Below are 26,250 nucleotides of genomic sequence, written 5' to 3' on the forward strand. Positions count from 1 at the left end.
TGTCGTTGTGAACGAGCTTGCTTCTTGCTCGGTCGTGTTGCAGCGGGAAATACTCGGTTGGTGGGTATATCCTTTTATCCTGCGACACTTAGCCCTCGGCAAGGCTCGCCGCCAGCAGCGCGCGGTTCCCATCGACCTGCTCGGGCTCAATGAGGTCCTGGGCAACCTGGCGTTTCGCGTTGAGCAGTTGCCACAGCTGCTCGTCGATCGTGCCCTCGACCAGTGGGATCTTCACCACGACCATGCGGAGCTGGCCGTTGCGGTACGCGCGGTCTTCAGCTTGTTCCTGCTGACCGGGAGTCCAGGGCAGGCCGAGGAAAAACACGTAGTTCGCCGCAGTGAGGTTGTTGCCCGTCCCGGCGGCCGCCGTGGTGCAGATGAACACCCGGCAGTCGGGATCCTGCTGGAAGCGATCGATCGCCTTCTGCCGCTTGGTGAGCGAGTCATTGCCCACCAGCGTGACGCAGCCGAGCCCGGCCTGCTCGCAGAGTTCCTTCAGCGCAGCCACGGTCGGCTTGAACTCGCAGAACAGGATCACCTTGTCCTCGGCGTCGAGCTCGCTCAACAGGTCCATCGCCACGCGAACCTTCACCGTTTCCAGGTAACGCCGCAGCGCGCCGAGTCGCGCGAAGACCGGTCGGTCCTCGAGGCGCAGCATCTCGTACTGCTGGCGTTCCTCGGTGGAGAGGGCCACCTTCAGCAACTGCCGCTGCTTGCCCTTGAGGCTGGGTAGCACATCCTTGCGCCTGCGCAGCATCCAGTCACCCAGCTCCGCCCGCAAACTCTGGCGGAACTCCGGGTTGCCGGCGAAACGGTCGCAGAACTCTTTCAGCGGCAGTTGGCCGATGGGGTGGCCTGAGAGGCGCAGCAGGGTGTGCAGCTCGGTCTCGCGGTTGAGCACCGGCGTGCCGGTAAGCAGGTAGCGGTTCGGCACTTGGGCGGCAATGTCGAAACCGTGCCGCGTGCATTGCGCCGTCGGTTCCTTCATCCGCTGCGCCTCGTCGATGACCATCACGGCGAAGCGCGAAGCGTTGGCGACGAAGGGGCTCAACTGCTCGTAGTTGACGAGGATCCACTGCGCCTCTGGGGTGTCCTGCTGGATGGCCACGGTGGCCGAGGGATAGACCTCCTGGATCTCCCGCTGCCAATTGATCAGCAGGGTGGCCAGGGTGATGACCAGAATTGGTCTGCCCGCCGCGCGGATCGAAGCGGCGATGACCGCCTGGCGGGTCTTGCCCAGTCCCATGTCGTCGGCCAGTAAGGCGCTGGTCCTCTGCAGCAGATGAGCGATGCCGTCAGGCTGGTGGGCCAGTAGTGAGTAGCCCTGAAGCGCCGCCTCGATATCAGCCGAGCTGTACTCGGTGCGCTCGATCTCCGGCACCGCGGCGAGGTAGATGTCAGAGGCTGACTCGTCCTCCAGGGACGGCGCTGCCGGTTCCTGCTGTGGACCGCCGATGCTCATGCTGGGCAGCTCGGTCGACGGCGCGAAGCTGCCGTCGCTGAGCAGCTCCTGGACAGTATCCAGAATCTCGAATTGTTCCTCGGCGAGGCCAAGCTCCAGAATCAGGTTGCTGCGAAGCAACTCAGGTGTGGCGTCGATGCGCCAGGAACTCGATGGGCGCAGGAATACCCCGCGCATCCGCCGAGCGACCGCCACTACACCAGGATGGAACTCGCCTGACAGTAGGACGCCGCCCTCGGCCAGGGGCGCGATGCGCAGCAGCATCCCCCAGGTGAAGGCCTGTCGGTCAAGCGAGGCCTGCGCGGATTCGACCAAGGAGCTGAACTCCCGCCAGGACTGGGAGTGAAGGCCTCCAGCGAGCTCGGCGAGACGGTTGTACAGAGTGTCCAGATCAGGCAGCAGCTTGCCTTTGGGGACCCGCCAGTAGCGGTGCAACGGATGCTCCCGGGTGCTGATGAAGAAGCCGGACAGCTCCAGCAGCGCGCGGTTGCCGCCTGCGATGTAGGGGATCTTCAAGCCGAAGTCGTAGCCGTCGAAGATAGCCCGCTGCAGAAGCGTCGACGGTGTCGCGGAGGTACGATTGACCAGGCGTGAACGGTTCATCGGTCTTCCAACCGAGTGAGCAGCCATTTCGCCGTGGCATCGGCGAGGCCCGCCTTCCAGCGACCATTGGCGAAGCGCGTCATGTGGACGGTCATGTCGGGCCAGTTCAGGTTCGTCGCTATGGCTCCAGAGCGAATCCGTTCCATGAACCAGCGGTATGCCTGGCCGGCAGGCGAGTCTGTCGGCACGGGGGCATTATCGAATTCGCGCAGTTGCACCGTAGAAAGGTGCTTGGGATTCCAGGGCCTACCTATTGGCTCGCCATGCTCACGGCTGAGCTCCAGTTCGGCAGAGGCCAGCGGACGACCAGCCTCACGTATTGAGAGCAGTCGGCAGTCTCCTCGGTAGGCGGCCTGGTCGTAGCTATCGATGCAATGTGCCAGAGCGATATGTTCGGCATATAGGTCGGCAGGACAGCGGAGCTCGACGATCTGCAGGCCATTAGGGCAATTGACAAGGCCGACAGACAGCATTCCCTCCCAGGTGGTGTACTCGTCGGTGTCGACCAGATCGGGCAGGCTGCTCTGCACTGCGGCACGCAGCTCCCTCTGGACCTGGTGGTAGTCGTCCACCAGCTTGCCAGCCTGTCGGTAGGTACAATGACCCAGATACGCTTTCAGGGCGCTGCGCGCCTGCCGAACAACCTGTGAGTTCCCCTGGTCGAGGGCGGAATAGAACTCCTTGATGTCGCTCAGCCGTGCAGTGATTGCAAGCCATGCCGGATCCTGCCAATCCGACGGGCAGCCATTGAATAGACGGTTGTAGTCGGGCTTGGCGTTGTGAATTTGCCAGGGGATCGCATTGTAGGCGGCATAGAATGCTGTCCATTGAGCGCGAGTGATCGGCCGCCGGTTACCTAGCGATGCAGCCAGTAGGAGAGCATGCCATCCCGAATATCGGCCTTCCCGTTTGCGATGGAAGAGAGCGCCTCCCGCACGGCCGGGACTGACGTGACTAAGAAATCGAATCGAGGCCCGTGGCGCCTGAAATAGCCAGGCGAAAAAGTTGATGACCGAGATCCCTTCGTCCGCGACCTGCCCAAGAATACGGCCCATATCGAGGTAAAAACCGCATGGCATGGCTGCGGCCTGCGGTCGTTCACTATCAATCAGGGAAAAGGGGCAAGGAAGGTAATGGTGGATGCTCTCGCCGTTGTCATTGGTCGTCGTGTGAGGCCAGACTCCCTCCTCGCAATCCACCAGTAGCGGCGTCAAGACCGGCTGAGCCTTCAGCATTTGCAGTCGGCGCACCTGGTTGCCTTGAGCCAGCCAGTTGTAGAGCTGGGGCGAGAGGCACCGAACCGAGCGGATGGCGAACAGCAGGTCTTGGTCCAGGACCTGTCTGAAGGTTCGCAAGACCGCTCCGATCTGCTTCAAGTAGAACTGGTGCCTTGGCGCGTAGTAGCGCTTGTTGCTGTGGCTCGGATACACGAGGCGATGCGGAAGTCCGAGGTCGTCCCTGGCCATCTGAGTGGCTAGGTCGTGCGCTCGCTTGGTGTATGAGCTGAGTACAGCAACTGCGTCGTCGAACTTCTCAAGGCGCTGTAACAGCTTCAACGCCCCTGCCGGGGACGGCGTGCTTGCCGGGACACGATGGGCAGGCTTGCACTCCCACGCACCGATCAGTTGACCGTCGAACACCTGGAGTAGTGGCCCTGCACGCATGATGGTGTAGCGAATACCGTTGTCCGCCGCGACGGTGATGCACCAGCACCTAGTCGTAGAGGTGCTGCGCAGGTAGTGACGGATGAACTTGGTTCGAGCTGTCCCTGCGAGGGAGAAATGTGTTGCCCAGGTGTTGGCGACGGCGAGCTGCCGCTCGCTGTAGCGGGCCAGGGATGGATCCTGTAGCGGCCCGCTAGGGGAGGCGTTGTCGAGTGGTGCCACGCGTATGCTCCTGTGTAAGCGAGCAGCACTGTGGCTGGTCGGTGTGCTTCGGATCGATGGGAAATGTTCAGGCCACTCGGCCTGTATTTCCTTGGATTACGAGACCAGGAACACCAAGTGGACTCTGAGAGTCAGGTGACGATGAACATCATGACCTTCATGGCCACTGAGCTCAAAAAGAGCCCCCGACAGGCCTGTGTGCGGGAACAGGGTGTCGGGGGCGGGGAACACGCCGGGGATATACAGCGTGTATGGCAGAGCGTAGCTGGCCCGAATAGCGATGCAAGTCTGACTGCGAGCTCAGCCTGAAATGAGCCATTTCAGCTTTGTCTTCCAGCCTCGCGATTGCTCTTCAGATGGTTTTCCCCGCATGAGGTCGATGAGTTGCTCCCGTGTCTGGGCTTCGTTCAGAGATATTTCCTCCTGGGTCTTGAGGTTCAACCAGTTCAATGTGGTCTGGTAGGTATCCATCTTCCAGCCAGCAGTATCTTCCCGGCCCAACTGCACACGCTCCGGATGGATTTGCACAGGTAGCCCCTGTAGCAGGAGCAGTTGCCGAAGTTGCCCGTAAAGGCGGTAGAAGCTGTCGTTGACCTGGTAGTGGTTGAGCGTCACGTCGTGAAGCTGGCTTTTCTGCTGTTCGGCCAGGAAGAATCGGGCAATACAGGTGCGGTGGTTGCCGTCGGAGCCGACGTAGAAGCTCAAGCCATCGAGCGTGTTGTAGTGGATCGCGGGCCTGCGCTCCGTTGGCTGCAGGTAGTAGCTCGGGTTGTCCAGCAAGGCCTGCAGGTTTCGCTGCATTCGCTTGCCGCCAGTGAGGAAGTCGAGCCAGGACTTTCCTTGGTAATCCCAGTGGTCCGTGCCCACGACGCGGAACACATTGATCGATCCCGTCTCGGTCCAGTAGTGGCTTTGAAGGAAGGCGTGCTTTTCCTGGGGGTAGGCTTCCTCCCATGACAGCAGGACCTCAGAGGCCCAAGCTGGCGGTTGCTCGACTTGCCTGCGCACAAAGTCGAAATTGAGGTTCCTGTCGGTGCTGGTTTGCATGTTCATGTATTACCTATAGCCCGCGCGGGTTGTCGAAGTCAGGTTGGCCGTTCTTGGTGGGGTAGCTGACCTTGCACCCTGTGGTGCGAAAGCCGCTGCAACCCCAGAAGTCGAAGCCGCCCTTGCCGGCTTTCTTGCGGTGGACCAGGGGCAGACCGCACTTGCCGCAAAGGAAGTCGCTGGTCGGCGCCGAGGAGATACTGGCGGTGGAGCTTGCGCGTGGTTCGTCCTGTGCGCTGGGGAGCGCGCGGAGTGTCTGCAGCTCTGTCTGTAGTAGCTGGTAGAACTGCTGGACTACGTTCATGTAGGTGTCCTCGCTGTTGGCGATCCGGTCCAAGGCGACCTCGAGGTTGCGGGTGAAGTCGAGGCTGAGGAAGCTGAAGTTGTGCTCCAGGAGCGCGATGGTGGCCTCTCCCAGCTCGCCGGGGATTAGGCTTCGCCCCTTCATCTGCACCTGGCCCTTGTCGATGATGTTCTTCACGATCGAGGCGTAGGAGGATGGCCGACCAATCCCGCGGCGCTTCATCTCGCCCACCAGGCTGGCGTCGGTGAATCGCTTGGGAGGGGTGGTTTTCTTCTCCAGGATCTCGCCGCTGTAGACCTTGAGTATCTGGCCTGGCTCCAGCGCCGGGATGGGGTTTGAAGGCGTTTCGTTCTTCTGCTCCTCGGCGTCATCGCCCTGCAGCAGTTTTCTCCAGCCAGGCACGTTCAACAGCTTCCCTTTGGCGCCGAAGCGCAGCGGCTTTTTGTCGGGGCCGACGCCAAGGAGGGTGATGGTTCTCACTGCGTACACGGCAGCTTCGATCTGGCTGGCAAGCGCGCGGACTCGAATGAGCTGGTACAGCGCCTGCTCATCAGCAGTCTCACCGGCGGAAGCGGCCATCCAGTCGGTAGGGGTGATGGCGGGATGGCCTTCCTGGGCGTCTTGGTCCGCTTTGAACATCCGCTGTTGCTCTACACACTTCAGCCCCAAGGCTTTGGCGACAGCACGGATATCCGGCATCGAGTCCTTCGAAATATTGGGGTTGTCCGTCCGGTGGTAGGTGATGAGCCCCTGTTCATACAGCCGCTGGGCGACCTTCATCGTCTTGTCGGGTGACCACTTCAGCGCATTCCCGGCGGCCATCTGGAGCGAGGAGGAGATGAACGGTGCCGGAGGCGTATCGGTTTCTTCGCCATCAATGCAGGTCTCGACGATGACATTGCGTATAGCCCCCACCAGTTCTGCGAGTTGACGATCCTGGACATACGGGAACTCCTTGCTGGCAAACACGGGCACTGGATCCCATTCCGCCGTCCAGGTACGGCCGTCGCTTGGCGAAACGAAGGTCAGTTCCACCCCGAAGTGCTTGATTGCTGTGAAGGCGCGGATCTCCCGCTCTCGCAGGACCACCAGGTACACCGCGACGGACTGCACGCGCCCGGCGGTGGTTGGCCTGCCCATCACGCGCCGCAACTCTGGCGTGACCAGATACCCCACCAGGCGATCGATGACGCGACGGCATTCCTGCGAGGCGACCTTCGGGAGGTCCAGGCGACGCGGCGAGCTGAGTTCGGCGCTGATGCATGACTTTGTGATTTCCTTGAAGGCAACGCGCTTGTAGTTCTTGATCCCGGCAGCCTGGAGGATGTGCCAGCCGATGCTTTCGCCTTCGCGATCCGGGTCGGATGCGACGTAGATCTCCAGAGCTTTCTGCCGCAGCTCCTTCAGCCGTGCGACGGTTTTTTCCTTGCCCGAGAGGATCTGGTAGTGCGGTTTGAAATCCTGGCCCACGCCGACGGTGAGCATCTTCGGGTCCTGGCCGTGAACGGGTAGGTCTCTGATGTGGCCGGCTGTCGCCTCGACCTGCCAGGTCACGTCGGGACGAATCGAGGGGAGAAGGGACCTCAGCTTTTTCAGCTTGCCCGGGGCTTCAATGATTACGAGGTGCATCGGCGGAGTCTCTCGGAACAGTCGGTCGAACTATCGCGATCAGAGAGCGGGCCAACAATGCGAAATGGACGGTGCGTTGTTGCAGTTTTCGGGAGGTATTGAAAGGCAGGGACAATCAGAAGTCGAGCTGCTGTTGCTGCTCCTGGGCAAACCCTTTCAACCAGGACGCCCGCATCGCAGGATGACTGTAGGGGCAGTCGAACACCCGTAGCCCTTTCCGCGCGGCCTCAGCACCAATAGCCCGTACAGTCCGGTGGGGATCGTTGAAGTGTCGTCTGTCCAGCTTGTCGGTATCGGTCGCTCTCTTTGACACACTGCACCTCGTACTGATCGAGATTTCCGAACGAGATTTCCGAATCGGAAGCCCTTGCCACCAGAGACTTCACGAACGGGCGGCCAAAATTAAGACAGGGAGTTTGCAGGCGCCATCCTTCGAAACTGGTTGGCGTCATACATTGCCCTTCCCACGCGAACGAGATCGGCGCGGTTTTGCTCGGACATTCCGGACATGTAATTGAGGATATCCAGCTGCTCTTGAGTGAGCGCTTTCACCGCCGCTGGAACATGTCGGCCAGTGACTACGTATAGAACGTCGACTCCGATCTCGATGGCTTTAAGCAGATAGGTGGTATCGGGACTGCGCCGTCCCTTCTCATACGAAACCTGAGTGTTCTTCGTCACCCCACAGTGCTGTGAAAAGGCGTCTTGGCTCATTTCCAGTCGAAGCCTTTCTTCTCTCAGACGATTCCCGATCATTGTGGTTGATCCAGTTGCTCGAGTGTTTTTACGAGGCTGCGGGCGGCGAAGAGTTGTGCTTGCCACCCGCAGCTTCACGAATGGGCGGCCAAAAATTAAGCCGCCTGCTACATGGGGATGTCGTCGTCGAAGGCGCTGTCGTAGTCCTGCTGCGATTGCGCATCCTGCTGAGCAGGTTGCTGCGGCACCTGCCGAGACTGCTGATGTTGTGTCGACTGGCCGTTGGTAGACGGCAACAGGGTGACCTCGGCCAGGCGATGCGGAAGGATGGAAATGCGCGAGGCTTCGACCTTCAGCGCCTGGACTTCTTCCCCTGACTCTTTGTCGGGCCAGCGGTCCATGATCGCCCTGCCTTCGACCTTGACGCGCATACCTTTCGCGAACAGTTCGGCGAAACGCTGGGCATCCTGATGCCACCACTCGACGCTGCACCAGAAGCCGCCGCGATCCTTGTAGCCACCTTGGCCATCGGGAATCGAGTTGTCGAACATCACGTTGAGACGCAGCAACTGCCGCGGGGGATTGTTGCCGTTGGGGAAGCTGCGGTGCTCCGGCGCCGAGCCAATGTTGCCTTCCCAGAAGACGGGGGTAGCCATGATGAATCTCCAGTCGGTTGAGTAGGGGGTTAGTGGGTGGAGCGTGGTTTGAAGGGGGAGCGAGTGGCGCGGCTGGCCACGTACCCGAGCAGTTCACGGGTTTGCCGAGAGGTTGCAGCCAAGGTGTTGGCCATGTGCTCCTTGAATACATCGCTGGCCAGCTTTTCGACGCCGCTGTCGTAGAGGGAGTTGAACAGCAACTCGGCATCGTGGGCCGAGCGCAGCAGGCCATAGAGCAGGTCCTTGGCGATGGAGGAGCCGGCCACGCTGGGCAAGGACTTGGCGGCCACACCCTCACCGATGATCTGACCCTGGAGGAAGTTCAGGGCCTGCTTGATCTGCTCGGGAGTCGCCGCGTCCAAGGACTCGACGGCCAGGTAGTTGCATACGACCTGTTCTGTCCTGGGGCGGGCCGGCTCGCCGAGGGTGTGATCGCGCATCAGGTCGAGGGTCTTGATGGCGAACTGGAGCAGGTGGTTGTGGCTGAGGATCTCGGGTTGCTCGATGAGCACCTGTTCCATTTTGTTGAAAGCGTTGATGTAAGCGACCTTCCAGTGCATAGCCTCCTTACCAGTGAACCCCATGCAGAGAAGGGTGAAGCCGTCGCGAGTCATGCGCACGTATGGCTCTGGCCTGTTGTTCGCTCCCGTGCGGGAACACTCCTCAAAATTGAGGAGTGCAAAATCCTCGGGACATTCCAAGTTTTTGATATCCCGTAATACGTTGTCGTGCCTCTTCCGAAAATGCTTGGCGACGTCGAGGCTGGTCGTGGTGGGCTTGCCGCCGATGATCTCGACGCTGACTTCGGTGGAGGGCTGGCCTTTGGTGTTGGAAACGGTCTTGCTGCTGATGTTGCTCATGCTGTTTCTCCGTTGGTGATCGTTTCGTCGAAGGTAGAGCGGTACAGCTACATGCCCACGTAACCAGGGCGGGCCTGACTCTGCTGCAGTCGGCCCATGAACTCGGCCTCGGCCTGGCCCATTTTTTCCGCGCACTCGGCGGCCTGCTTGCCGATGGAGTGGATCAGGCTGATCTGCATGTTGAGGGTGATGCGCTGCAGCTCCATCTCGTAGAGGTCTTGCAGCAGGTATTCCGGGGTCTTGTCCTGGCGCAGCATTTCCGCCCACACCCCGACGCCCATCCGCCGGGATGCAATGTGCTGCCAGCGAAGAAAGGTTGTGCGGGCGGATGTGCGCTGCTCGATGAGTCGGGTGGGCAGAAGAGTGAAGGGATGGCGACGAACCTGGGCCAGCAGTCCCTGGGCAAGTTCAAGCAATCCCTGCTCCAGGGCTTCGCACTGTTCCGCCAACTGGGCCAGCTCCCTATTACCTTTAAAAGGCTTTAAAAGGCCTTTTAGTGAGGCACTGTGTTGCAGCGCCTGGAAGGCAGTTTGTTGCAGTGGGCGGAAGGCACTTTGTTGCAGAGCGCCTTGCTGGTTCTTATCGAGCTGCCGCATTCCGATCAGTCCTCGAGCTCGACACGGTCCGCGTCATCATCGGCATCACCGTCAGAGCGGCCTCGGGTGATCGGCGGAGCGAAGTTCGAGCGTCGGGTGCCCTCAAGGATGTCCTGCGGGATCTCGCCGAACTTCTCGTACATCTTCCGCGCGGCTTCGGCGCGAGCATTGTTTGCGGCGAAGTCGTCGCGAGTGGCGCCCGAGAACTGGTAGCTCTGGGCCAGACCAAAGAGGCTGCGCAGCACCGACGCGCCTTCGTCGAGCCAGACCTCCATGTCGCGGCGACCGACCAGCCCGACGTGCTGGGCCAGCAGGATTCGACGGGCGAGTTCGTCGTAGTTGGTCAGGAGATAGACTGCCTTGAAGCCGAGAGGGTTGGAGATGAACAACGGGACCTTGACCGGTGTGACGGACAGGTTCTCGGAGATATCGAGGGTCGCGGGCAGCTTGGCCATGACGTCATCCAGTCGCTGGTCGATGGCCTTGAGCGCGGCTTGGCAGCTCTCGACTTTCTCTTCGATCTGAACCAGCCACCAGTCGGAGTACGGATCGTCCTGTGCTGCCCCGCGGTGCATGCGATTCACGTATGCGCAGAAGCCGGAGAGGCCGAGGATGCTGTGCTTGGCATCCGACTTCTGCCGGCCTGTCCAGATGCGGGCGGCGTGATAGGTGTGAAGCGTCAGGGCGACATCGCTGCGGAGAGAGCCGATCTGAAGCCGATGGGTTTCAGCCATGGTGCAGGGTTCCTATATAGGGAAGGGGTTCGGCCACATCGTGCTGATCGGGGTAGGAGCGCGCAGTAGGAAATACATGGTTCGCCGCTGGGGTATTTCCGCTGGCAGTGCGGGTTCATCATCATCCCGCCTGCGGCTCATGGAGGTTGGCCTCCTTCAGCTCTTGGCCGCCTCAGGTGTGTTGTCTATCGCTACGTCGACGCAACTTTTGAGCTTGCCGAGCAGCTCGCTCAGTTCCTGCAGCTCCGTAAAGTCGATAGGCCATTCATCGTTGTCGTTGAATAGGGTTGCCAGCCCTAGCAGCCGCTCGAATTCGAGTTCGTCCATAGGGGCATACACGATTGAGTCGCACATCTTTTCGGTTCCTATTGAGTGGGAGAGGTTGATAGCCCTCGGCGCCGAGGCCAGGTCCTAGCGGACTGTTGCCAGTGGCAACACCCAGTTCGCCGGCGGCGCCGAGGCCAGGACCTGGCAGAGTGTTTCGGGCCGAATCACCCAACTCGCCGTCGGCGCCGAAGTCAGTTCCTGGTGAAGTGGTTCCAGTGGAACCACCCAACTCGCCGCCGGCGCCGAGGTCGATCCTTGGCAGAGTGTTTCCAGTGGAAACACCCAGCTTGCCGTCGGCGCCGAAGTCAGTTCCTGGTGAAGTGGTTCCAGTGGAACCACCCAACTCGCCGCCGGCGCCGAGGTCGATCCTTGGCAGAGTGTTTCCAGTGGAAACACCCAGCTCGCCGTCGGCGCCGAGGTCGATCCTTGGCAGAGTGTTTCCAGTGGCATCACCCAGCTTGCCGTCGGCGCCGAAGTCAGTTCCTGGTGAAGTGGTTCCAGTGGAACCACCCAACTCGCCGCCGGCGCCGAGGTCGATCCTTGGCAGAGTGTTTCCAGTGGAAACACCCAGCTTGCCGTCGGCGCCGAGGTCGTTCCTTGGCAGAGTGATGCGGGCCGCAACACTAAAAAACACGACGCCCGACCGAGACTTTCTCATGGCTCATCACCCCGCTCGGATGGCACGCTCGATCCGTGCCTGGGCCGAATGAGGTCCTTGAGCCGGCTGAGGACCTCGCTCCCTGTCCGGGTATCCCCCCTGGGCTGGACCTGAGGCTGTGTAGGCGCTATGGGGCTTGATGGTGCCGGAGCACGAATGGGGCGTTCCGTTGCGGGGATGGTTCGCTCAGCCGGTTCTTCCGGAGTCCAAGAAGCGTTGAACTTGCCCTGGACTGCACGCTGGATGAGCGTCATGAGGTAGCCGAACGGATTGCCGACGGTTCCGCCGGCACATCGGTGCTGCCACTGCTCGATGATGGGTAGCCGAAGATCCTCCGACACCCGTCGGAGCGCGCTTACGGCTTGGATCCGTTGCTCGGCCTCCAGTGCGTGCAAGAGGCCCTGCCAGTTCGGATGTGCTTCCTCGCGTGTTCGCGGTTGTACTGGCTTTTTATATACAGAATCTTGTTTGTATGTATACGTACTATATGAGTTCGGCATCCGAACCAAGGGCGTACTCGGCGGATTCTGTCTGAGTTCGGCATCCGAACTCAGCGGTAAAGCGCATTGCTTGTTGCTGATTTCACTGAGTTCGGCATCCGAACTCGGGGTTGAATGAGGTAGATCGGGCAGAGTTCGGATGCCGAACTCTGCCGCTGGATCCGCTTCGAGCTGACTATCGATAGCCCATTGCTGGTGGTTCAATCGTCCCTCGAGCTTCTCCAGATGGGTTGGGAGGCGGCGACCCACGTCCGGGTCATCCCTGAATTCCCGCCAGGTGATCTGGCCGATTTCGCGTATGGCTCGGTTGCTGTGGCCGGTGGACTGGCTCAGCAACTGCATGTAGTCGGCGTCCAGCTCCAGGGCCTCTGCCGGGGATACCGGTTCGTCGTGGAGGATGTAGACGTTGCCCTGTACTTGCCCGTTGAGGTCGTTGCGTAGGCGTCGGCCGAGGCTGAGCCAGCGGGTCAGACGAAGGACCGTGAGTGCCTTGGCGATGGTTTCGCGCGAGGCGATCTTGCCCGGCTGCATACCGAGGTAGGGGCGTAGTTGCTCGTATGTCGGGAACGCGGTCAGCCCGTCGTCGTTGATGAGCAGGCGGAACACTTGCCAGCAGTTCCGCTCCAGCGGGGTGAGGCGTTTATCCAGCAGCAGGCGCCGAGGAACGGTTTCATGCGGGTTGCCGCTGAAAATGATACCGGAATATTGTTGAGCCAGCGGTTCGCCGCTTTCGGCAGCGAGCCGCTTCTTAAACAAGTGGTCCTCGAGATGTCCCGAGGCCGAGTCCAGCAAGGTCGAAATGGGAAAGCGCGACAGCCTCATTGTCATGGTGTCGTATCGCCTTCCGACTGAACCAGGTTGAGGAGTTGCTGCTGCGCAGGCTCAATCTCCAGGGCGGGACTCTGTGGCGGGTGAGCCGCAGGCGAGGGGAGGTGAGCGCTGACGCTGGCCAGGTAAAGGGTGGTGGGCTTGGCCTGTCCTTTCCTGTTTGGTTGATAGAGGTTGTCTTTCAACCAGCTCTGGATGAGAGACCACACAATGGCGAGGCTGATGAATTCTGGACTGTCTTGTTCGATTCCGGCGTTGATTTCCTCGGTGAGGATCATCGCGATGTCCAGCAACTCCATGCTGTCCTCGAGGCGGACCTGGTTTTCATGCATCAGGTGCTCCCAGCGGAACCAAATCTGGCGCTCGATCTGTTCATCGAGCTGCCGCCAGCGACCGCGGCGCGGGTGGATCTCCAGCATCAAGCGCTTGGTGGCGGTGTCCTCCGGCGACAGACCGAAAAAGCTCTGGATCATCGTTGTGGTGGCTCCCAGCTTCAGTGCGCGTTCGATCTGCAGGTCTTCCTGCGCGCTGCGCTCGGCTGTGGCCAGGATCTTCTCCATGACGTCGATGTTCACTCTGACGTCTACCCAGGAAACCGGGGTATTGGTCAGGATGCTCATGACAGCAGGCTGTTGGAGCTGAGCCAGAATCTCCGGCCGCAGCCCCATCTCGGCACAACGCCTGAGCTGGCCGTTGCGCAGGTGGTTGAGCACCTGCGTCAGGACCGCTTCATTGATCAACGACTTCGACATGTCGATCTCTCCCCAAATCGTGCGAAATCACTGGTCGGTAGCTGCTTGCTCGAAGGCGGTCGGCGGCAGCTCAAGGTCAACCAGGCGTCGGGCAAGACGAATGATCCGGAACAGTTTCACCAGGGCTTCGTCATTGAGACGGCCTGCCTGGCTGGATGGCTGATCGCTTGTGGTGGGTTGGCCCAGCAGCAACTGAGCTAGGCCAGCTGAGAACTGGAATTCACCCAGTGCATCGCGGCAGGTCTGTTGATCGTGAGTGTTCAGAACGACTTGGACCTGGCCGCTGAGCGCTTGAAGCAACGTCATGAGGTGCAGCGCTGAATCAGTAATCTCACGGTCTTCATTGGGCTCGCGATACGTGTAACCCACACCGCCCTGAATCCTGACGATCTCGCCTGGGGCGCCGACGTGCAGAGCGATCTCTTCAGCCAGGTCAGCGATGTGCTGTCGCAAGATCTCGGGGGTATCGATCGACCGCTCGATGTACCAGAGGTCGGTGATCGGGTGCAGACCGCCGACTTGCACTGGGATTGCCTGCAGGGCTGTTTCATCGAAGACAGGTAGATGTTCACCCTCAAGGCCGGCAAGCCGTTGGCGAGTCTGCTGGATCCTGGTCGATACCGGGCTCACGATATGGCCTGCCAAGACCGCTGCACGCTCCTCGTCGGTCAGTTGCTGTTGTTGGACTGGTGGCGGCGGAGCTGGCAGGGTAGATGTACCCGGGGGGCTCTTGGTCTTGGACGTTTGGAGGCCGGTAGCGGGGCTCTGTATTTGTGCTTGCCCAGTAGACGACGCAGCAGGGTTTTCCTGCCCAACTGGTGGAATTTCAGGTGGCCCGGCAGGTGTGGGCAGGTCGACCAGAGTGCTGCGGCGTTGTTCCTGCTGCCCGTTGGTGATCTCGAGCAGGATCTGGTCATAACGCAGGCCCAAGGGACGCTTCATCTGGTCGATGAGTTCGTCCTGGAATCGGTCGAATATGAATTCGTCAGGGCTACTGTCGAAGATTGCCAGGGTGTCCTGGAACAGCATCTCGAAGTCGATGCCTTCGCCGGCGTATAGACGTGTCCAGCAGGAAGAGGCTGACTTTCTGAGTGACAGGAGTTTTTCGATTTGAGGTTTGCCGAGTCCCGAATACAGCATCACAGGGATGGCTGGCAGCAGTATCTCAACGGCATCCAACATCTTGCTGATGTGTGAGGGTGAAACAGGATAGCCGTCATCGGTGAGCTTCCGAGATAGCTCGCGGATGCCGACCGGTTCTCCTTTCTCCTCCTCATACCAGGCTTTCGCTTTCTGAATGCCGACGGCCCGCTCGATGAACTTGAGGTCGCCCTTCAAATCGTTTTCGGCCAGGTGACCGGTGAGCGCGATGATTTCGCCGCGCTGCTGATCCCAGGGGCGGAATAGGCAGTTGAAGCGGAAGTAACGCTCGTCGCCGGTCTCTTTGTAGAGCTCGTTGAGAATTTCCAGGCGAGTGTTTCCGCCGTTGCGAATGCGGTATTTGTCTTCCCCAGGGCGTCGAGTCACTGGTGGCGGCGTATCGAGGCCTCGATGCCGGATCGATTCTTTCAACTCATCGTATTTCGGGTTTCGAGTGGTCCGGGGGTTATCGTGCCAGGGGAGGACCTGGTCGAGCGTCAGGACCATGGGCGTGTCGCTGACTGGGTCCGACAGCTGCTCCAGAACCTTGGGCGGCGCGGTAAAACCAGGGGCAAGTAGCCGGTCTTTCAGATCTTGCGGGTTGATCTTGGCCATACTCATGCCTCCGCCACCTGAGGCGCGTTCGCCGCCGCCAGCTCTGCCTGCAGGCGCTGATTTTTGGCGAGGAGCTCGTCGACCATTCGGTTTGCTCGCGCGAGTTCTTCCTCGAGCTCGTTGCTGCGCTCCAGTCGGTAGACGATCTCGCTGTTGGCCGAGCGGTGGTTATGCGCGGCCTTTTGCTTGAGCTGATCGCGGAGCCCTTGCGGCATGCGTACAACAAACTTGTCTTCTGCGTGTTTGCGGCTGATCGAAGTAACGTTCTTCATGTTGTTCTCCTGCAGATCGCTCAGTAATGAGCGGCCGTGGTCTGGAATGAGGGCGATGGAGACGCATTACTGGCCTGGAAGAAGTCCAGTTGTGCCAACCCCTCAAGCGCTGCGCTGTTGAGCCAGAGGCATTCGATTCGCTCTCTGGAGCCGTCTGCATAGGCGTGGCGGTCGACTCTGTGCCAGGTGATGTAGAGCTCGTCGTAGAGGGGGCAGGGATATCCGGAGAGCACCACCATGCCGCGCAGCCGTTTGAGGAGTGCCGCCAGCTCCTTGTGCTGGTTGTCGTCCATTTCGTACCGGTACGACTTGCCGGTGGCGTTGTGGCGCACCTTCGTGCTGCGGGTCGAGTGGACGTAGGGCGGGTCCACGTAGTGCAGCGTATTCGGCCGGTCGTGATACTCCATCAGCGCGAGGGCGTCGCGGTTCTCGATCACCACGCCCTGCAGGCGTTCTGTTATCGCGGTCAGCGTGTCGGGGTAGTTGCGCCAGTCCAGTGCAGGTCCGGTACCGGATCTGGTCGAGGTTGAGCGGAACCCTGTACGTTCGCCGGACGCAGCTGCGGTACCGAAACCTTGCAAGCTTCGGATAACCATCCGCCGCGCGCGCTCGAGCGGATCGGTTGTTTCGACGTAGCTGGCTTCGAACTCTTCCCGGGCAAACGGGGTAAGCGCCAGGGCCTGGCGCAGTTCCTCACCGTGATCCCGCGCGACGCGGAACAGGTTCACCACGTCCCCGTCGAGGTCGTTATAGATCTCGGCGTAGCTGCGGGCTTTCCGGAGCAGGACGGAGGCTGCGCCGCCGAAGGGCTCGACGTAAGTGTGATGTGGCGCCAGGTGCTGGATGATCCAGGGAGCAAGTTTCCACTTGCCTCCGTGGTAGCGCAGGATTGGGCGACGAACCCCTTTCATGACGTGCTCTCCTGCTCCGCCTTGCGGCGCTTGAGCTGGTCGCGAAGCTGAGTGGGGAGACTGCTGATCCGCAGCGTGTCGCGCTCCTCGTCGTACTCGATCCTGGAGCCCAGCAGGTGCGCCTCGAAGCTGATCGACAGGCCCTCGGCGCGGCCGGTGAAGCGGCGGAACTGGTTGAGGGTGCGCTTGTCCGCCGGGATTTCCGGCGACAGGCCGTAGTCCTTGTTACGGATGTAGTCGTAGAACGCCCGCGGTTGCTGGTCGTCCATCAGTTCCGAGAGCGCGTCGAGGGTCATCGGCTCGCCGATGCGCGCCTGCGAGGTGGCGTAGTCGACCAGCGTCTCGGTCTTCTCGCGGGCCTGTTCCTCGGCCATGTCCTCGCTTTCCACGAAATCGCTGAAGGCTTTCAGCAGGGTGCGCGTCTCGCTCGGCGAATCCACCCCTTCCTGGCAGCCGATGAAGTCGCGGAAATAGTCGGAGACCTTCTTCCCGCCCTTGCCCTTGATGAACGAGATGTACTGCTTCGACTGCTTGTTGTTGCGCCATTCGGAAATATTGATCCGCGCGGCCAGGTGCAACTGGGCGAGGTCCAGGTGGCGCGACGGGGTGACCTCCAGCGACTCGTTCACCGCCACACCTTCGCTGTGGTGCAGCAGGGCGATCGCCAGGTAATCGGTCATGCCTTGCTGATAGTGGGCGAACAGGATGTGGCCGCCGGTGGAGAGATTGGACTCCTCCATCAGCTTCTGCAGGTGCTCGACCGCTTCGCGGCTGAAGCCGACGAAGTCGCGGTCGCCCTCCAGGTAATCGCCGAGCCAGCCGCTGAACGGGTAGGCCCCGGACTCGCCCTGGAAGAAGCCCCAGGCCTTGTTCTTGGCGTTGTAGCTTTCGTTGAGGTCGGCCAGCAGGTTCTCGATGGCCTGGGAGTCGCCCAGCTCGGCGTCGCGTGCGTGGAGCATGGCCGGGGTGCCGTCGGGCTTCTTCTCGATCAGGTGGACGATGGCGTGTTTGATAGGCATCAGAAAGACTCCTGGTTCAGGGAACGCTGCCTGTCGGCTCGACGGAGCAGGGCGCGGGCATTGAGCTCGCCGCGTGCGTCGCTTGGCGTGGAAGAAATGAAGATCGAGGCGCAGCCGATCTTGCTGAGCTTCAAGTGGCCGCCTGCGGAGCGGTCGACGCTCCAGCCTTCTGCTTGAGCGAAGGCCACCAGCCGGCGAACGCTTTCCCGGGCGCCGCGAAGGAAACTACGCATTCGTGGTCTCCTCGCTGTTGAGCTGCAGCCAGGTCTCCATCTCTGCCAGGGAGCGGGGAAGGCTGTCGGTGGCGGCGGCATCCAGGAGGCGCCTCACCAGTGCCTGAAGGCTGCGACGATCGCTCTGTCGGCTGCAGGCCAGGTCGTCATGCGCGGAACGCAGCATGCGGACCTCTGTGCGCAGTTGAGCGAGCTCGTCCTCAGCCGGCCGGTAAGCGGTGACGTCAGGCATCGTGCGCTACCTCCTTGGGATTTCTACAGGACAGTTCCCAGCGGCTCTCGATGCGCTTTTCGTGGTCGCCTGCCTGTGCCGGCATACGGGTGATGTAGGCGTTGTCCTCGCCGAACAGCCGTTCGGCAAGGCGGGAGGCTGCAACCTTGTCGCTCCAGGTGCAGGTCGCACGCTGCTTCTGAATGGTATTGGTCCAGAAGCCGGCGCCATCGAACTTGACGATGCACTGATAGGTCTGGGACGCCTTCATGATTCGGCCTCCTTGCTGAGTGCATCACCGACCTGAACGGCCACCAGTTCGGGCAACTCCGGCTCATGCCCGGGATAGTTGTTGGCCAACTGATGCAGGAACTCGCGCGCGGCGTCCTTGCTGCCTGCAATGCGGAACACGGCGGTGAGGTGCTGGGAGTCCTGAGTGCCGCAGCAGAGGTACGGCACCAGGCTCACTTTCAGCGAGCAACTGAACAGGTGTCGCGGGATCCATACCGACCAGAAGTAAGCCGAAAGCAATTGCCCCGGAGCGCGCGTAGTGACCACCAGAGTCCCGGCCTGGGTGGTCGAGATTTCGATGTACCCCAGTTCCTCCAGCTCACGAAGCTCTCGCTCCATCGAACTGGGTGCGACCGTGCTCTCGTCCCGCGAAAGGCGCGAGATCACTTGGCTGAGGGCGTCCAGCTCGATGGGGTTGACCCCAACGTGATTGGCATGAACCACTGCCGAGTCGGTGAACGCGGCCGATGCGTGGATACTCGGAAAGCGGGCTTCAGTGTTCATCAAAGACAGCCTCCAACTGATGGACGTCGTAGCTCCCGCAGCAGGGGCAGACCAACACCTCGGCTTCTCCTTCTGGGGTGTTCTCGGCGGGGAGAACCTGGCGCACCAAGTGGTGTGGGTGGTGCCGGCCACAATTCATGCACTGGTGGGTGACCAGGTGCTGGGAAGTGTTCATGCATGGGCTCCTTGCCGGCGTGGGCCAGCAACTGGCAGTTGAAGATGAGATGAAAAATGAGGTTGCAGGACCGGTAGCGCTGAAGGCGTGACGGTCGCTGCTAAAAGGGAGCCGGACGCATCCGGTGGTAAGGTCGGCGGTGCGAACCAAAACCAGACAGACCACAGGAGGTCCGGCATGAACGCAGGCAAAGAGGGGATGTCGCAGGGTGTAAAGGCGTACGAGCGCATACTCACCCGCCTAATCGAGCGATATAGGAAGGACAATGGTTTGGAAAAGGACCAGCCGCTGGCCACTGAAGATGTAGTGGTGCTCCAGCAGCAGTATTTGCTCAACGTCTTGGGCACTGCACTTGCAGAGAAGTACAGTTGGCCCCTGGGTGAGGTCGTCGCGATCGATTTCGCGCTCATAAGACGCTACTCCTGGACGCCGCCGCAGGTGCAGGCGCTGTCTCCTGCTCATAAATGGCTAGCCATTTGCGATGAGCTGGAGCCGCTTCATGTCCCGGAAGAGGCGCGTCGGGTGTGGCGCGATGAGAGACAGGTGTGGGGACCAGTTCCCATAGATAGTAGGAAGGACGACCTCGAGGTGTGGCGGGAAGCGTTTGCCCAGTAGTATCCGTGGACGAGCTAGAGGTCATTGGAACGGTCGCTCTCTCACCCCATTCGTAGTCTGCTGGCGGACTGTTCCAGCTCTCCCAGAGAGGCCGCCCCCTCAGCTCAATGATGAGTTCGTCATGAGCGGCCAGGATGGCTGCACGCTGGGTTGGCAGGTCCAGGGCTTGGCTGGGGTCGTCAAGCGCGAAGGCGAGCGTCTGCCGGCACAGGCCAAGGGCCTGTAGGTAAGGTTGCAGGCCTGCGCTTGGCCAGGCGTCCTCGATCTGCGAGGTCGTCCAGCCTTTGTCGGTAAGTGCTTGGCGTAGGGCTCCCTCTAATGCCGAAGCCCGAACGAACGGCCGGGTCGTCCGGTCGAGCCCCGTTAACCAGAGTACGGGGCTCGGCCCTTCGTGGGTCCGCAACTGTGCGACGGCGCTTTGCAGTGCCTTCAAGACAGAGTAAGCATTCGTCTGAGCGACTTGTCGCTCGAGCTGGCGCTGCCTGAGCCAGGTCGCATCGATACCCAGGAAAGAAAAGGTGTGCTGCAGTTGCCTGAAGATATCTTGCATCAGGGGAACGAGATTAGCCTTCGACAGCCCCAGTCGTTCGTAGTGGGGGAGCCGTGCCAAATGAGCTCGCAGGAAGGCCTCTGCCTGTGCTTCGCCATGAAAACCACTGGGCTCGGCCATGAGTGACTCGATCAGTGCATGGGACAGGTCTTGGAGCCAGTCTGGACTTGGACTCTGGGCGCAAGGCTGGGGAGGATTGGTAGCAGGTTGCTGGTCACGCATGACTAGACTCCTTGCCGGCTCCCGCCGGCGAGAGATCGGAGGGGAGGGCAGGGACGGCAGGGCGTCGTGCAGCCTGTGGCCACAGGCGCGAAAGGGAGCCGGACGCATCCGGTGGTAAGGTTGGCGTCGCCAAACAAACCCACCCAGACCACAGGAGGTCCGGCATGAAGAACGAATACCGCTTTGGATACGACGAGATGCTTATCCAGATCCAGGCATGCGTTCCTGACTCACAAAAGGGGGACGGATTGCCTATGACGATGGCCAGAGCGCAATGGATAAGCCAAGTCTTTGTGCTGTGTACCCTTGGTAACTCACTGGCACGTGACAAAGGCTGGAGGCTATGGGGCATGGATGCCATTGAGTATGCGCTCATGCGTTGCTACTCCTGGCCACTGGAAACCATTCGGGAGATGCCAATTCGGGATAGGTGGCTAGCACTGCATGAAGAGCTGGCGGATTTGCAATGGGATGAAGAGGCTCAGCAGGTATGGCTAGCGAAGATCGAACCAGTGCTGCCAGGCGCACCGGGGACGGACTACGACGTCTGGCGTTCGGATGCGCCAGGATTTCAATTACCCCAAGCTCCTGGCTATCTAGTGGTCCGGTAACGAATGCTTCGGGTCTCGAGCGCTTATCGGGCCAAATCTGTTCGGGGTCGATCCTGACCACCGTGGAAAAGCGATAGCCGTGCTCCTGCCAGTGCAAGACTGCCCCGCACCGGTGACTAATCAATCCCTCCTGCTCGAGCCGCTGAGCTACCCAGCTTGGGCGTAGCCCTCCGTATGGAATGTCTTCACGGCTGTTAAGAACGTACTCGATGACACCGTGGATGAGGGCAGCACTGGGAACAAGTAGGCAGGCATCCAATAGCCAGGCATTGGCGGCGGACCCGTCATACACCCGTCCGCGGTGGCAAAAGTTCTGCAAGGCTTGTATCCATTCGGCGCTCGCTATCGAGGGGGGATTGTTAGCGGGCTGCTGGTCACGCATGACTAGACTCCTTGCCGGCTCCCGCCGGCGAGAGATCGGAAGTTCAATGAAGGGGCTCACGCAAGAGCTCCCTGCCAAGTTGGTGCAAGGTCGGCGAAGCGGGTCTGGTTGGCGATGAAGGCGGTGTGAACGGTGCCGATAGGGCCGTTGCGGTACTTGCCGATGATGATTTCGGCGATGCCCTTGGCCTCGGTGTTGGGGTGGTAGACCTCGTCGCGGTACACGAACATGATCACGTCCGCGTCCTGCTCGATTGCGCCGCTCTCGCGCAGGTCCGCGCTGTTCGGCCGCTTGTTCGGCCGGTTTTCCAAGCCGCGATTGAGCTGGGACAGGGCCACGACGGGGCAATCCATTTCCTTGGCCAGTGCTTTCAGCGAGCGGGAGATTTCCGAGATCTCGGTGGCTCGGTTTTCCAGGCCTGGGCAGCGCATCAGCTGCAGGTAGTCGACCAGGATCAGTACGGGGTGACCGTACTTCCTGGCTGCGCGGCGAACCTTGGCGCGCAGCTCTGTCGGCGTCAGGTTGCTCTGGTCGTTGATAACCAGCCGGCTGCCATAGTCGTTTATGCGCTGGATCGCGAGAGACAGCCTGGGCCAATCCTCCTCCTGCAGTTGGCCCTTCATCAGCTTGCCCAGGTCCAGGTGGCCGAACAGGGCGGTAAGCCTGAACAGCAACTGCTCTGCCGGCATTTCCATGCTGTAAACCTGAACAGACTTCTGTTGGTCGCTCTGCAGCGCCGCGTCGATCAGGTTGAGGGCAAACGACGTCTTGCCCATCGAGGGGCGGGCACCGACGATGATGAGATCCGATTTCTGTAGTCCGCCGGTGAGTTCGTCGAGATCCTTCAGGCCTGTCGGGACCCCCGTTACCGTCACGTTGTTGTTGAAGCGGTAATCGATGGTGTCGACGATCTTCGTGAGGCTCTTGTTGATATCGACGAAATCGGCGTTGTGGTGGTCCTGGCCGAGGGCGAACAGCTTCTGCTCAATCTCCTCCTGAACCTCAGAGGGATTTGCCTGGTGGTTCGAGGCGGTCCTGGTGCAGTGGTGCCCGAGAGACATCAACTGCCGCAGGTGCGCCCGATCGCGAACGATCTGCGCGTAAGCCTCGATATTGGCCACGGAGGGCGTGTTGTCGGCGAGCTGGCCGAGGTAGGCCAGCCCGCCAGCTTCTGGAAGGTCTTCGATCGCTTCCGACACAGTCACGACATCAAACGGAGCATCTTTTGCGGCCAACTCGCTGATGGCGGTGAAGATCAGCCGATGCTCATGCCGGAAGAAGTCCTCCTTCTGCAACTGATCGCCGACAATGTCCCATGCCGCGTTGTCCAGCATCAGGCCGCCGAGTACCCCTTGCTCCGCCTCGACGGAGTGCGGCGGCGTAAGTTCCAGAACACTCACTTCGAGTCCTCCCGGCCGATCTGCAGAAACGTGCTTCCGCTGCCGTCCGGGGAGCCGATGATCTCCAGCGCTTTCACTTCCACCTTGGCGGACTCGATGATCACCGAACCCACATGAGCCACCGCTTTCGCGCGTTCGATATCCAGGGGCTTGTCTTCGTCAAGCAGCCCTTCGATGGTGGCAAAGAGGTGATTTCGCAGATCCTCAATCTTGTTCTTCATGCTCGACCTCCTGAATGGTGCGCTTGAGCTTGCTGATGACGCGGATTGCGCTCTTCAGCTCAGGTGGATAGCGATGGATGGAGTTGCGGCGCATGCGTTCGGCCCGGGTGATGAGCTCCAGGTTGTCGATGACGACGTTCTGCTTGTTGTTGTCCTTGAAGCAGACGCAATGGCCGGTTGGGATGGGGCCGAAGTGTTCTTCCCAGAGCAGGATGTGGATGCCCTTCCAGTCCCGGGGGGGATAGCCGGTATCCGAGATCTTTCGTTGCAGGTAGCCATCAGCGCTGATCCGCGTGCTGCCGACTGGGAGCCATGTGTGGGGCTTTTGCCCCTTCTTGAACCGAGTTGCGCTGCCCCAGTCCTGCCGGATCTTCTTGGAGAACTCGGGGCTTTTTTTCAGCCCGAGCCGATACGCTTTGGAGCAGATCTGCTGGAGCGTTTTGTTCAACCTGGCTGCCAGGACCTCGTTCGGCATATCCGGATACAGGCGCAGCAGCACCAGTTCCTGTTCGGCGGTCCAGGTTTCGCGGATGCAGCGCTCCTCTCGGTTGCTGAATTTGCGGCGGGCGCGCACCAGGGCCTCGTAGGCGAGGGTCGAGAGAGCAGAGCGAGTCATCGGGAACCTCCCTGCTCGAGCGCGCCATGAACTCGCCGGCTGACGCCGCGGTGCAGGCGAGTGTTTTTGCCGTGCTCCCAGCCTGCTTGCAGCGAGGCCTGGTCATAGGCAAGGACCTTCGTAAGCGCTGCTGGCTCCAGGTACTTCAACGCCGGATGGTGTAGTTCGAGGTAGGCCTTGATGGCTGCTTGAGTCGACTCGTCCGGCCTGCCGGCAAAGTCACGTACCAGCGAACGCACTGCGAGAAGCCAGCCTTCGACGAAGAGCTTGCTGCGACGGCGCTTGGTCGACAGCTTGCAGCGCTTCTGTTGGGCGACATGAGCCGAGCGCGCCGCCACCAGTTGGTGGTGGAGCGAGGAGTAGGCATGAGCGGCGAGTTCAGGGCCGATCCCACGACCCATGAACTTGAACGTCCAGCCCGCTGGCATCGCGTAAGCAGCCAGGTAGTCGCAGCCGAAGGAACTGGCGCAGATCCCGGCCAGGTCATGCAGCCACGGTGCTGGAGAGCGCCTGGTACGTGTGGGTACGCACGCGGTTTCCACCGTGTGGGCCGAGATCTCCGCTTCGCTGAGGTCGAACTGGCGCTTCAGGATCGCGGCTTGGCGCAATGCGGTTTCCGCCTCGTTCGGCGTGGCCCCCTTGGCATTCGCCAGGGCCATCAGCTTCTCGACCTTGGCGAGGACTTTTTGCTTGTCCATTACGCGCCCCCCTTGCAGCAGGTTGAGCCCTGCTCGGTGGCGGAGTGGCTTTTTGCACTTGGGCGCCTGTTCCAGTCGACCTGTGCTGAATACCTCGCTGTTACCGGGTCTGGCTCGCAGTAGGACGGCCCCACGTGGACCTCGCAATCCAGACACTCAACGGCACAGTTCCAGGCACCAGAGTCAAACTGCTCGGGTTCCAGCATACGAATGTTCGTGCTGCCGCAGAGCGGGCAGGGCTTGAGCAATGGCGTGCGCGACAGATAATCGCGGCGAACGATGCCGCGTTCATCCCTGGCCTCAATTCGATAGGCTACCGGCTCCTGCTTCTCCTGCTTCTCCTGCTTCTCCAGTTCCGCCAGCTTGGACTCAAGCGAGGCGACCCTTGCCAGGGCGGCGTCGCGCTGATTCAAGGCCTTGGCACAAGCCTCGCTGAGCAGGCGCTCATGCTGTTCTGCTGCCGCATCAAGATCGATTGGGCTGAGGCTCTCTGCGAGGGGCCTCACGTACTGGCACACCGGGCCGTTCTCGGTATCGTGGATAGACAGCACGAACCAACCGGAGCCTTCGGGCCGCGTTGGGATCCACTCGCTGTATCGTTGGTCCGATCGTGCAGAGTCGTAGAGGCGAGGCGCATCCGACTCCATGAAGACGGTCTGCAACTCAAGGCCAAGCCGGCGCAGCGTTTCCTGCGCTTCGTTGGAAGAGCAGTTGTCGGCCAGGTCCGGATAGTTCGGATGGGTCCAGAAGCCGAACTGATCGCGCTCGACCAGGTGGGCCTGAATCATAGGTTTCATGCCAGGCCCCCCACGCTCATGCCGAGCACCGCACTTGCCTCGGCGGCCAGTTGCTGGCCTTCAGTGCTTGGTGAGCTGCCGACGAAGAGCATCAGCCGCTCGATGACCCTCACAGTGTCCTGCGAGGGTTGGGAGAACTCGGCCAGGTGATCGATGGCAGTCGCGATATTCCAGATGGCCCTGTTCATGTCCCGCTGGACCACGTGGATCGAGCTGGCATTGGCCGCGATGGCCAGTTGCGACTTCGTCTGCAACAGTAGGTCGTGGGCGATTTGGAGCAGGGCGTTCTGCAGGGACTGTCCACAGGCACGCTGCTGATCGCGAACGGGAGCGACCAGACCCTGCAACATCGCAGCACCTTCAGCCTCGATTTGCAGATTCTCGGAAGCACCGGCGGCAGCGCCTGCTTTGGCCATGTAGCCTTGCACGTAGGCGTCGAACTGGGTCTCGGCGATCAAGCTCAGGAGGAGGTTGTTGCGGTTCTGGAGGTTCATATGGAGCCCTCCGGAGCCGATTGCAGAGCGTCTTTCCAGAGCCGAAGGGTTTCCTGCTCCTCGCTGGTCAGAGCGATTTGAGCGGTGCAGTCAGCGACCTTCTGCTTGATGACGCGCAGACGCTCCTCGACTTCACTGCCATCGTCGTAGGCGATTTCGTCGGTCAGGCTTTGAATGAATTCACTGCGCAGACATCCTACCCAACTGGCGAAATACTCGGCCTCACTGCGCCAACCGATGTCCCTCTTGGGGCGCTCCAGCCAACCTTTCAGTCTTGAGTGGAGTTCTCGGGTGGAGTACAGGGGATCGAACACCTTGGCCCGGTTGTAGATCAGCGCGATCTGCAGTATTTCCAGCCGCTCTTCGAGCGTGTTTGCCGGAAGCGGGTAGTTCGAGGCGACCAGTTGCTTGGCCAGGCGCCCACGCAGCTCACGCCGTTTCTTGGCTTGTTTCTCGTCGCGATCACGCTTTTCCTTCGCATGCTCGATCTGCTTGTTCACCGAGTCGAGCAAACGCGCAGCGTCTTGTAGGAGCTGCTTTTGTTCGAAGCTCAAGTAGCCACCCAGCTTCCCGAACAGGTCGGTACCGCCACCAGTCAGCTTGCGTATTTCTCGCGCAGCGCCGGTCAACTTGGCCTGTTGGCTCCGAAGGTCGGCGGCGCTGCCGAACTTGTTCAGTTGCAGCACAAGTTCCGCGTCGACGTCGCGGGCTTGGGTGATAGGAGTCTTCGCCATG

Annotated in this window: 31 protein-coding genes; 2 read left to right on the forward strand and 29 right to left on the reverse strand. The window is 60.7% G+C overall.

Annotation, left to right across the window (positions count from 1 at the left end; translation table 11 throughout):
• Positions 1-88: 88 nt before the first annotated feature.
• The 22 genes from AC4OR5_RS06515 to AC4OR5_RS06620 form a co-directional block, all read right to left on the reverse strand.
• The gene (locus tag AC4OR5_RS06515) at positions 89-2,065 is read right to left on the reverse strand and encodes a DEAD/DEAH box helicase (RefSeq protein ID WP_171889419.1); all 1,977 of its coding nucleotides are present in this window, start codon (positions 2,063-2,065) and stop codon (positions 89-91) included.
• Positions 2,062-3,951 (reverse strand): hypothetical protein, encoded by a 1,890-nt coding sequence (locus AC4OR5_RS06520; protein WP_023101908.1) that lies wholly within the window; start codon positions 3,949-3,951, stop codon positions 2,062-2,064. The genes AC4OR5_RS06515 and AC4OR5_RS06520 overlap by 4 nt, the downstream gene beginning before the upstream one ends.
• A gap of 300 nt (positions 3,952-4,251) precedes the next feature.
• A complete protein-coding gene (locus AC4OR5_RS06525) occupies positions 4,252-4,998 on the reverse strand; it encodes a hypothetical protein (protein WP_235195578.1) in 747 nt (248 codons plus the stop codon).
• Positions 4,999-5,011: 13 nt separating this feature from the next.
• On the reverse strand, positions 5,012-6,931 hold the full coding sequence (gene topA, locus AC4OR5_RS06530; protein ID WP_023110980.1) for a type I DNA topoisomerase: 1,920 nt from the start codon (positions 6,929-6,931) through the stop codon (positions 5,012-5,014).
• A 115-nt stretch (positions 6,932-7,046) separates the two neighbouring features.
• Positions 7,047-7,244: an ICE-associated protein CrpP gene (gene crpP / locus AC4OR5_RS06535; RefSeq protein ID WP_031644039.1), complete on the reverse strand. Its 198-nt coding sequence runs from the start codon at positions 7,242-7,244 to the stop codon at positions 7,047-7,049.
• Positions 7,245-7,333: 89 nt separating this feature from the next.
• Positions 7,334-7,687 carry a helix-turn-helix domain-containing protein gene (locus AC4OR5_RS06540; protein ID WP_003120979.1) on the reverse strand — a complete coding sequence of 118 codons (354 nt, stop codon included), beginning with the start codon at positions 7,685-7,687 and terminating at the stop codon, positions 7,334-7,336.
• Positions 7,688-7,794: 107 nt separating this feature from the next.
• Positions 7,795-8,283, reverse strand: a complete 489-nt coding sequence (locus AC4OR5_RS06545; RefSeq protein ID WP_023082040.1) for a single-stranded DNA-binding protein — start codon at positions 8,281-8,283, stop codon at positions 7,795-7,797.
• Positions 8,284-8,312: 29 nt separating this feature from the next.
• On the reverse strand, positions 8,313-9,143 hold the full coding sequence (locus tag AC4OR5_RS06550) for a Rha family transcriptional regulator (RefSeq protein WP_023110979.1): 831 nt from the start codon (positions 9,141-9,143) through the stop codon (positions 8,313-8,315).
• A 47-nt stretch (positions 9,144-9,190) separates the two neighbouring features.
• Entirely contained in the window at positions 9,191-9,739 is a 549-nt protein-coding gene (locus AC4OR5_RS06555) for a DUF3158 family protein (protein ID WP_023110978.1), read from the reverse strand.
• Between the two features lie 5 nt (positions 9,740-9,744).
• Positions 9,745-10,473: a PFL_4669 family integrating conjugative element protein gene (locus AC4OR5_RS06560; protein ID WP_023082037.1), complete on the reverse strand. Its 729-nt coding sequence runs from the start codon at positions 10,471-10,473 to the stop codon at positions 9,745-9,747.
• A 156-nt stretch (positions 10,474-10,629) separates the two neighbouring features.
• Positions 10,630-10,800: a hypothetical protein gene (locus AC4OR5_RS06565; protein ID WP_196752229.1), complete on the reverse strand. Its 171-nt coding sequence runs from the start codon at positions 10,798-10,800 to the stop codon at positions 10,630-10,632.
• 654 nt (positions 10,801-11,454) lie between these two features.
• Positions 11,455-12,780: an STY4528 family pathogenicity island replication protein gene (locus AC4OR5_RS06570; RefSeq protein ID WP_031637207.1), complete on the reverse strand. Its 1,326-nt coding sequence runs from the start codon at positions 12,778-12,780 to the stop codon at positions 11,455-11,457.
• Between the two features lie 2 nt (positions 12,781-12,782).
• Complete coding sequence (locus AC4OR5_RS06575) at positions 12,783-13,538, reverse strand: DUF2857 domain-containing protein (protein WP_012076849.1); 756 nt, start codon at positions 13,536-13,538, stop codon at positions 12,783-12,785.
• A 27-nt stretch (positions 13,539-13,565) separates the two neighbouring features.
• The gene (locus AC4OR5_RS06580; protein ID WP_031637209.1) at positions 13,566-15,299 is read right to left on the reverse strand and encodes a ParB family protein; all 1,734 of its coding nucleotides are present in this window, start codon (positions 15,297-15,299) and stop codon (positions 13,566-13,568) included.
• On the reverse strand, positions 15,296-15,565 hold the full coding sequence (gene tprA / locus AC4OR5_RS06585) for an ICE element conjugation transcription factor TprA (protein WP_012076847.1): 270 nt from the start codon (positions 15,563-15,565) through the stop codon (positions 15,296-15,298). Before tprA ends, AC4OR5_RS06580 begins: the two co-directional genes overlap by 4 nt.
• A 20-nt stretch (positions 15,566-15,585) precedes the next feature.
• Positions 15,586-16,476 (reverse strand): DNA adenine methylase, encoded by an 891-nt coding sequence (locus AC4OR5_RS06590; RefSeq protein WP_012076846.1) that lies wholly within the window; start codon positions 16,474-16,476, stop codon positions 15,586-15,588.
• The gene (yejK, locus tag AC4OR5_RS06595; protein ID WP_012076845.1) at positions 16,473-17,495 is read right to left on the reverse strand and encodes a nucleoid-associated protein YejK; all 1,023 of its coding nucleotides are present in this window, start codon (positions 17,493-17,495) and stop codon (positions 16,473-16,475) included. The genes AC4OR5_RS06590 and yejK overlap by 4 nt, the downstream gene beginning before the upstream one ends.
• A complete protein-coding gene (locus AC4OR5_RS06600; protein ID WP_003103841.1) occupies positions 17,495-17,728 on the reverse strand; it encodes a hypothetical protein in 234 nt (77 codons plus the stop codon). The genes yejK and AC4OR5_RS06600 overlap by 1 nt, the downstream gene beginning before the upstream one ends.
• A complete protein-coding gene (locus tag AC4OR5_RS06605) occupies positions 17,721-17,960 on the reverse strand; it encodes a hypothetical protein (RefSeq protein ID WP_010792223.1) in 240 nt (79 codons plus the stop codon). The genes AC4OR5_RS06600 and AC4OR5_RS06605 overlap by 8 nt, the downstream gene beginning before the upstream one ends.
• Entirely contained in the window at positions 17,953-18,210 is a 258-nt protein-coding gene (locus AC4OR5_RS06610) for a hypothetical protein (protein ID WP_004352848.1), read from the reverse strand. Before AC4OR5_RS06610 ends, AC4OR5_RS06605 begins: the two co-directional genes overlap by 8 nt.
• On the reverse strand, positions 18,207-18,734 hold the full coding sequence (locus tag AC4OR5_RS06615; RefSeq protein ID WP_003120967.1) for a hypothetical protein: 528 nt from the start codon (positions 18,732-18,734) through the stop codon (positions 18,207-18,209). Before AC4OR5_RS06615 ends, AC4OR5_RS06610 begins: the two co-directional genes overlap by 4 nt.
• Positions 18,724-18,909, reverse strand: a complete 186-nt coding sequence (locus AC4OR5_RS06620; protein ID WP_010792222.1) for a hypothetical protein — start codon at positions 18,907-18,909, stop codon at positions 18,724-18,726. The genes AC4OR5_RS06615 and AC4OR5_RS06620 overlap by 11 nt, the downstream gene beginning before the upstream one ends.
• A gap of 177 nt (positions 18,910-19,086) precedes the next feature.
• Between AC4OR5_RS06620 and AC4OR5_RS06625 the strand changes: the two genes are divergently transcribed.
• Together AC4OR5_RS06625 and AC4OR5_RS06630 are read left to right on the forward strand one after the other, a co-directional pair.
• Positions 19,087-19,524, forward strand: coding sequence for a hypothetical protein (locus AC4OR5_RS06625; protein ID WP_010792221.1), 438 nt, complete (start codon positions 19,087-19,089; stop codon positions 19,522-19,524).
• Between the two features lie 936 nt (positions 19,525-20,460).
• Positions 20,461-20,907: a hypothetical protein gene (locus AC4OR5_RS06630; protein WP_021263367.1), complete on the forward strand. Its 447-nt coding sequence runs from the start codon at positions 20,461-20,463 to the stop codon at positions 20,905-20,907.
• A 438-nt stretch (positions 20,908-21,345) separates the two neighbouring features.
• Here the strand turns inward: AC4OR5_RS06630 and dnaB are convergent, their stop codons facing one another.
• Genes dnaB through AC4OR5_RS06665 form a run of 7 tightly spaced genes read right to left on the reverse strand, consistent with a single transcriptional unit; the run spans position 21,346 to position 26,249 of the window.
• Complete coding sequence (gene dnaB, locus AC4OR5_RS06635; RefSeq protein WP_012076842.1) at positions 21,346-22,689, reverse strand: replicative DNA helicase; 1,344 nt, start codon at positions 22,687-22,689, stop codon at positions 21,346-21,348.
• Positions 22,686-22,910, reverse strand: a complete 225-nt coding sequence (locus AC4OR5_RS06640; RefSeq protein WP_012076841.1) for a hypothetical protein — start codon at positions 22,908-22,910, stop codon at positions 22,686-22,688. Before AC4OR5_RS06640 ends, dnaB begins: the two co-directional genes overlap by 4 nt.
• Complete coding sequence (locus AC4OR5_RS06645; RefSeq protein ID WP_023082033.1) at positions 22,894-23,526, reverse strand: HNH endonuclease signature motif containing protein; 633 nt, start codon at positions 23,524-23,526, stop codon at positions 22,894-22,896. Before AC4OR5_RS06645 ends, AC4OR5_RS06640 begins: the two co-directional genes overlap by 17 nt.
• Complete coding sequence (locus tag AC4OR5_RS06650; protein WP_023082032.1) at positions 23,523-24,224, reverse strand: DUF2786 domain-containing protein; 702 nt, start codon at positions 24,222-24,224, stop codon at positions 23,523-23,525. Before AC4OR5_RS06650 ends, AC4OR5_RS06645 begins: the two co-directional genes overlap by 4 nt.
• Positions 24,224-25,012 (reverse strand): Lar family restriction alleviation protein, encoded by a 789-nt coding sequence (locus tag AC4OR5_RS06655; protein WP_012076838.1) that lies wholly within the window; start codon positions 25,010-25,012, stop codon positions 24,224-24,226. Before AC4OR5_RS06655 ends, AC4OR5_RS06650 begins: the two co-directional genes overlap by 1 nt.
• 5 nt (positions 25,013-25,017) lie before the next feature.
• Positions 25,018-25,515 (reverse strand): hypothetical protein, encoded by a 498-nt coding sequence (locus AC4OR5_RS06660; RefSeq protein ID WP_012076837.1) that lies wholly within the window; start codon positions 25,513-25,515, stop codon positions 25,018-25,020.
• Positions 25,512-26,249, reverse strand: coding sequence for a hypothetical protein (locus tag AC4OR5_RS06665; protein WP_012076836.1), 738 nt, complete (start codon positions 26,247-26,249; stop codon positions 25,512-25,514). Before AC4OR5_RS06665 ends, AC4OR5_RS06660 begins: the two co-directional genes overlap by 4 nt.
• Position 26,250 lies beyond the last annotated feature (1 nt).

The organism is Pseudomonas sp. YA1 (assembly GCF_058680555.1).

Coding starts and splice junctions, on each gene's coding strand:
- AC4OR5_RS06515 (WP_171889419.1), bottom strand. CDS start 2,065: ATGAACCGTTCACGCCTGGTCAATCGTACCTCCGCGACACCGTCGACG.
- AC4OR5_RS06525 (WP_235195578.1), bottom strand. CDS start 4,998: ATGCAAACCAGCACCGACAGGAACCTCAATTTCGACTTTGTGCGCAGG.
- topA (WP_023110980.1), bottom strand. CDS start 6,931: ATGCACCTCGTAATCATTGAAGCCCCGGGCAAGCTGAAAAAGCTGAGG.
- AC4OR5_RS06540 (WP_003120979.1), bottom strand. CDS start 7,687: ATGATCGGGAATCGTCTGAGAGAAGAAAGGCTTCGACTGGAAATGAGC.
- AC4OR5_RS06545 (WP_023082040.1), bottom strand. CDS start 8,283: ATGGCTACCCCCGTCTTCTGGGAAGGCAACATTGGCTCGGCGCCGGAG.
- AC4OR5_RS06550 (WP_023110979.1), bottom strand. CDS start 9,143: ATGAGCAACATCAGCAGCAAGACCGTTTCCAACACCAAAGGCCAGCCC.
- AC4OR5_RS06555 (WP_023110978.1), bottom strand. CDS start 9,739: ATGCGGCAGCTCGATAAGAACCAGCAAGGCGCTCTGCAACAAAGTGCC.
- AC4OR5_RS06560 (WP_023082037.1), bottom strand. CDS start 10,473: ATGGCTGAAACCCATCGGCTTCAGATCGGCTCTCTCCGCAGCGATGTC.
- AC4OR5_RS06565 (WP_196752229.1), bottom strand. CDS start 10,800: ATGGACGAACTCGAATTCGAGCGGCTGCTAGGGCTGGCAACCCTATTC.
- AC4OR5_RS06570 (WP_031637207.1), bottom strand. CDS start 12,780: ATGAGGCTGTCGCGCTTTCCCATTTCGACCTTGCTGGACTCGGCCTCG.
- AC4OR5_RS06575 (WP_012076849.1), bottom strand. CDS start 13,538: ATGTCGAAGTCGTTGATCAATGAAGCGGTCCTGACGCAGGTGCTCAAC.
- AC4OR5_RS06580 (WP_031637209.1), bottom strand. CDS start 15,299: ATGAGTATGGCCAAGATCAACCCGCAAGATCTGAAAGACCGGCTACTT.
- tprA (WP_012076847.1), bottom strand. CDS start 15,565: ATGAAGAACGTTACTTCGATCAGCCGCAAACACGCAGAAGACAAGTTT.
- AC4OR5_RS06590 (WP_012076846.1), bottom strand. CDS start 16,476: ATGAAAGGGGTTCGTCGCCCAATCCTGCGCTACCACGGAGGCAAGTGG.
- yejK (WP_012076845.1), bottom strand. CDS start 17,495: ATGCCTATCAAACACGCCATCGTCCACCTGATCGAGAAGAAGCCCGAC.
- AC4OR5_RS06600 (WP_003103841.1), bottom strand. CDS start 17,728: ATGCGTAGTTTCCTTCGCGGCGCCCGGGAAAGCGTTCGCCGGCTGGTG.
- AC4OR5_RS06605 (WP_010792223.1), bottom strand. CDS start 17,960: ATGCCTGACGTCACCGCTTACCGGCCGGCTGAGGACGAGCTCGCTCAA.
- AC4OR5_RS06610 (WP_004352848.1), bottom strand. CDS start 18,210: ATGAAGGCGTCCCAGACCTATCAGTGCATCGTCAAGTTCGATGGCGCC.
- AC4OR5_RS06615 (WP_003120967.1), bottom strand. CDS start 18,734: ATGAACACTGAAGCCCGCTTTCCGAGTATCCACGCATCGGCCGCGTTC.
- AC4OR5_RS06620 (WP_010792222.1), bottom strand. CDS start 18,909: ATGAACACTTCCCAGCACCTGGTCACCCACCAGTGCATGAATTGTGGC.
- AC4OR5_RS06625 (WP_010792221.1), top strand. CDS start 19,087: ATGAACGCAGGCAAAGAGGGGATGTCGCAGGGTGTAAAGGCGTACGAG.
- AC4OR5_RS06630 (WP_021263367.1), top strand. CDS start 20,461: ATGAAGAACGAATACCGCTTTGGATACGACGAGATGCTTATCCAGATC.
- AC4OR5_RS06640 (WP_012076841.1), bottom strand. CDS start 22,910: ATGAAGAACAAGATTGAGGATCTGCGAAATCACCTCTTTGCCACCATC.
- AC4OR5_RS06645 (WP_023082033.1), bottom strand. CDS start 23,526: ATGACTCGCTCTGCTCTCTCGACCCTCGCCTACGAGGCCCTGGTGCGC.
- AC4OR5_RS06650 (WP_023082032.1), bottom strand. CDS start 24,224: ATGGACAAGCAAAAAGTCCTCGCCAAGGTCGAGAAGCTGATGGCCCTG.
- AC4OR5_RS06655 (WP_012076838.1), bottom strand. CDS start 25,012: ATGATTCAGGCCCACCTGGTCGAGCGCGATCAGTTCGGCTTCTGGACC.
- AC4OR5_RS06660 (WP_012076837.1), bottom strand. CDS start 25,515: ATGAACCTCCAGAACCGCAACAACCTCCTCCTGAGCTTGATCGCCGAG.
- AC4OR5_RS06665 (WP_012076836.1), bottom strand. CDS start 26,249: ATGGCGAAGACTCCTATCACCCAAGCCCGCGACGTCGACGCGGAACTT.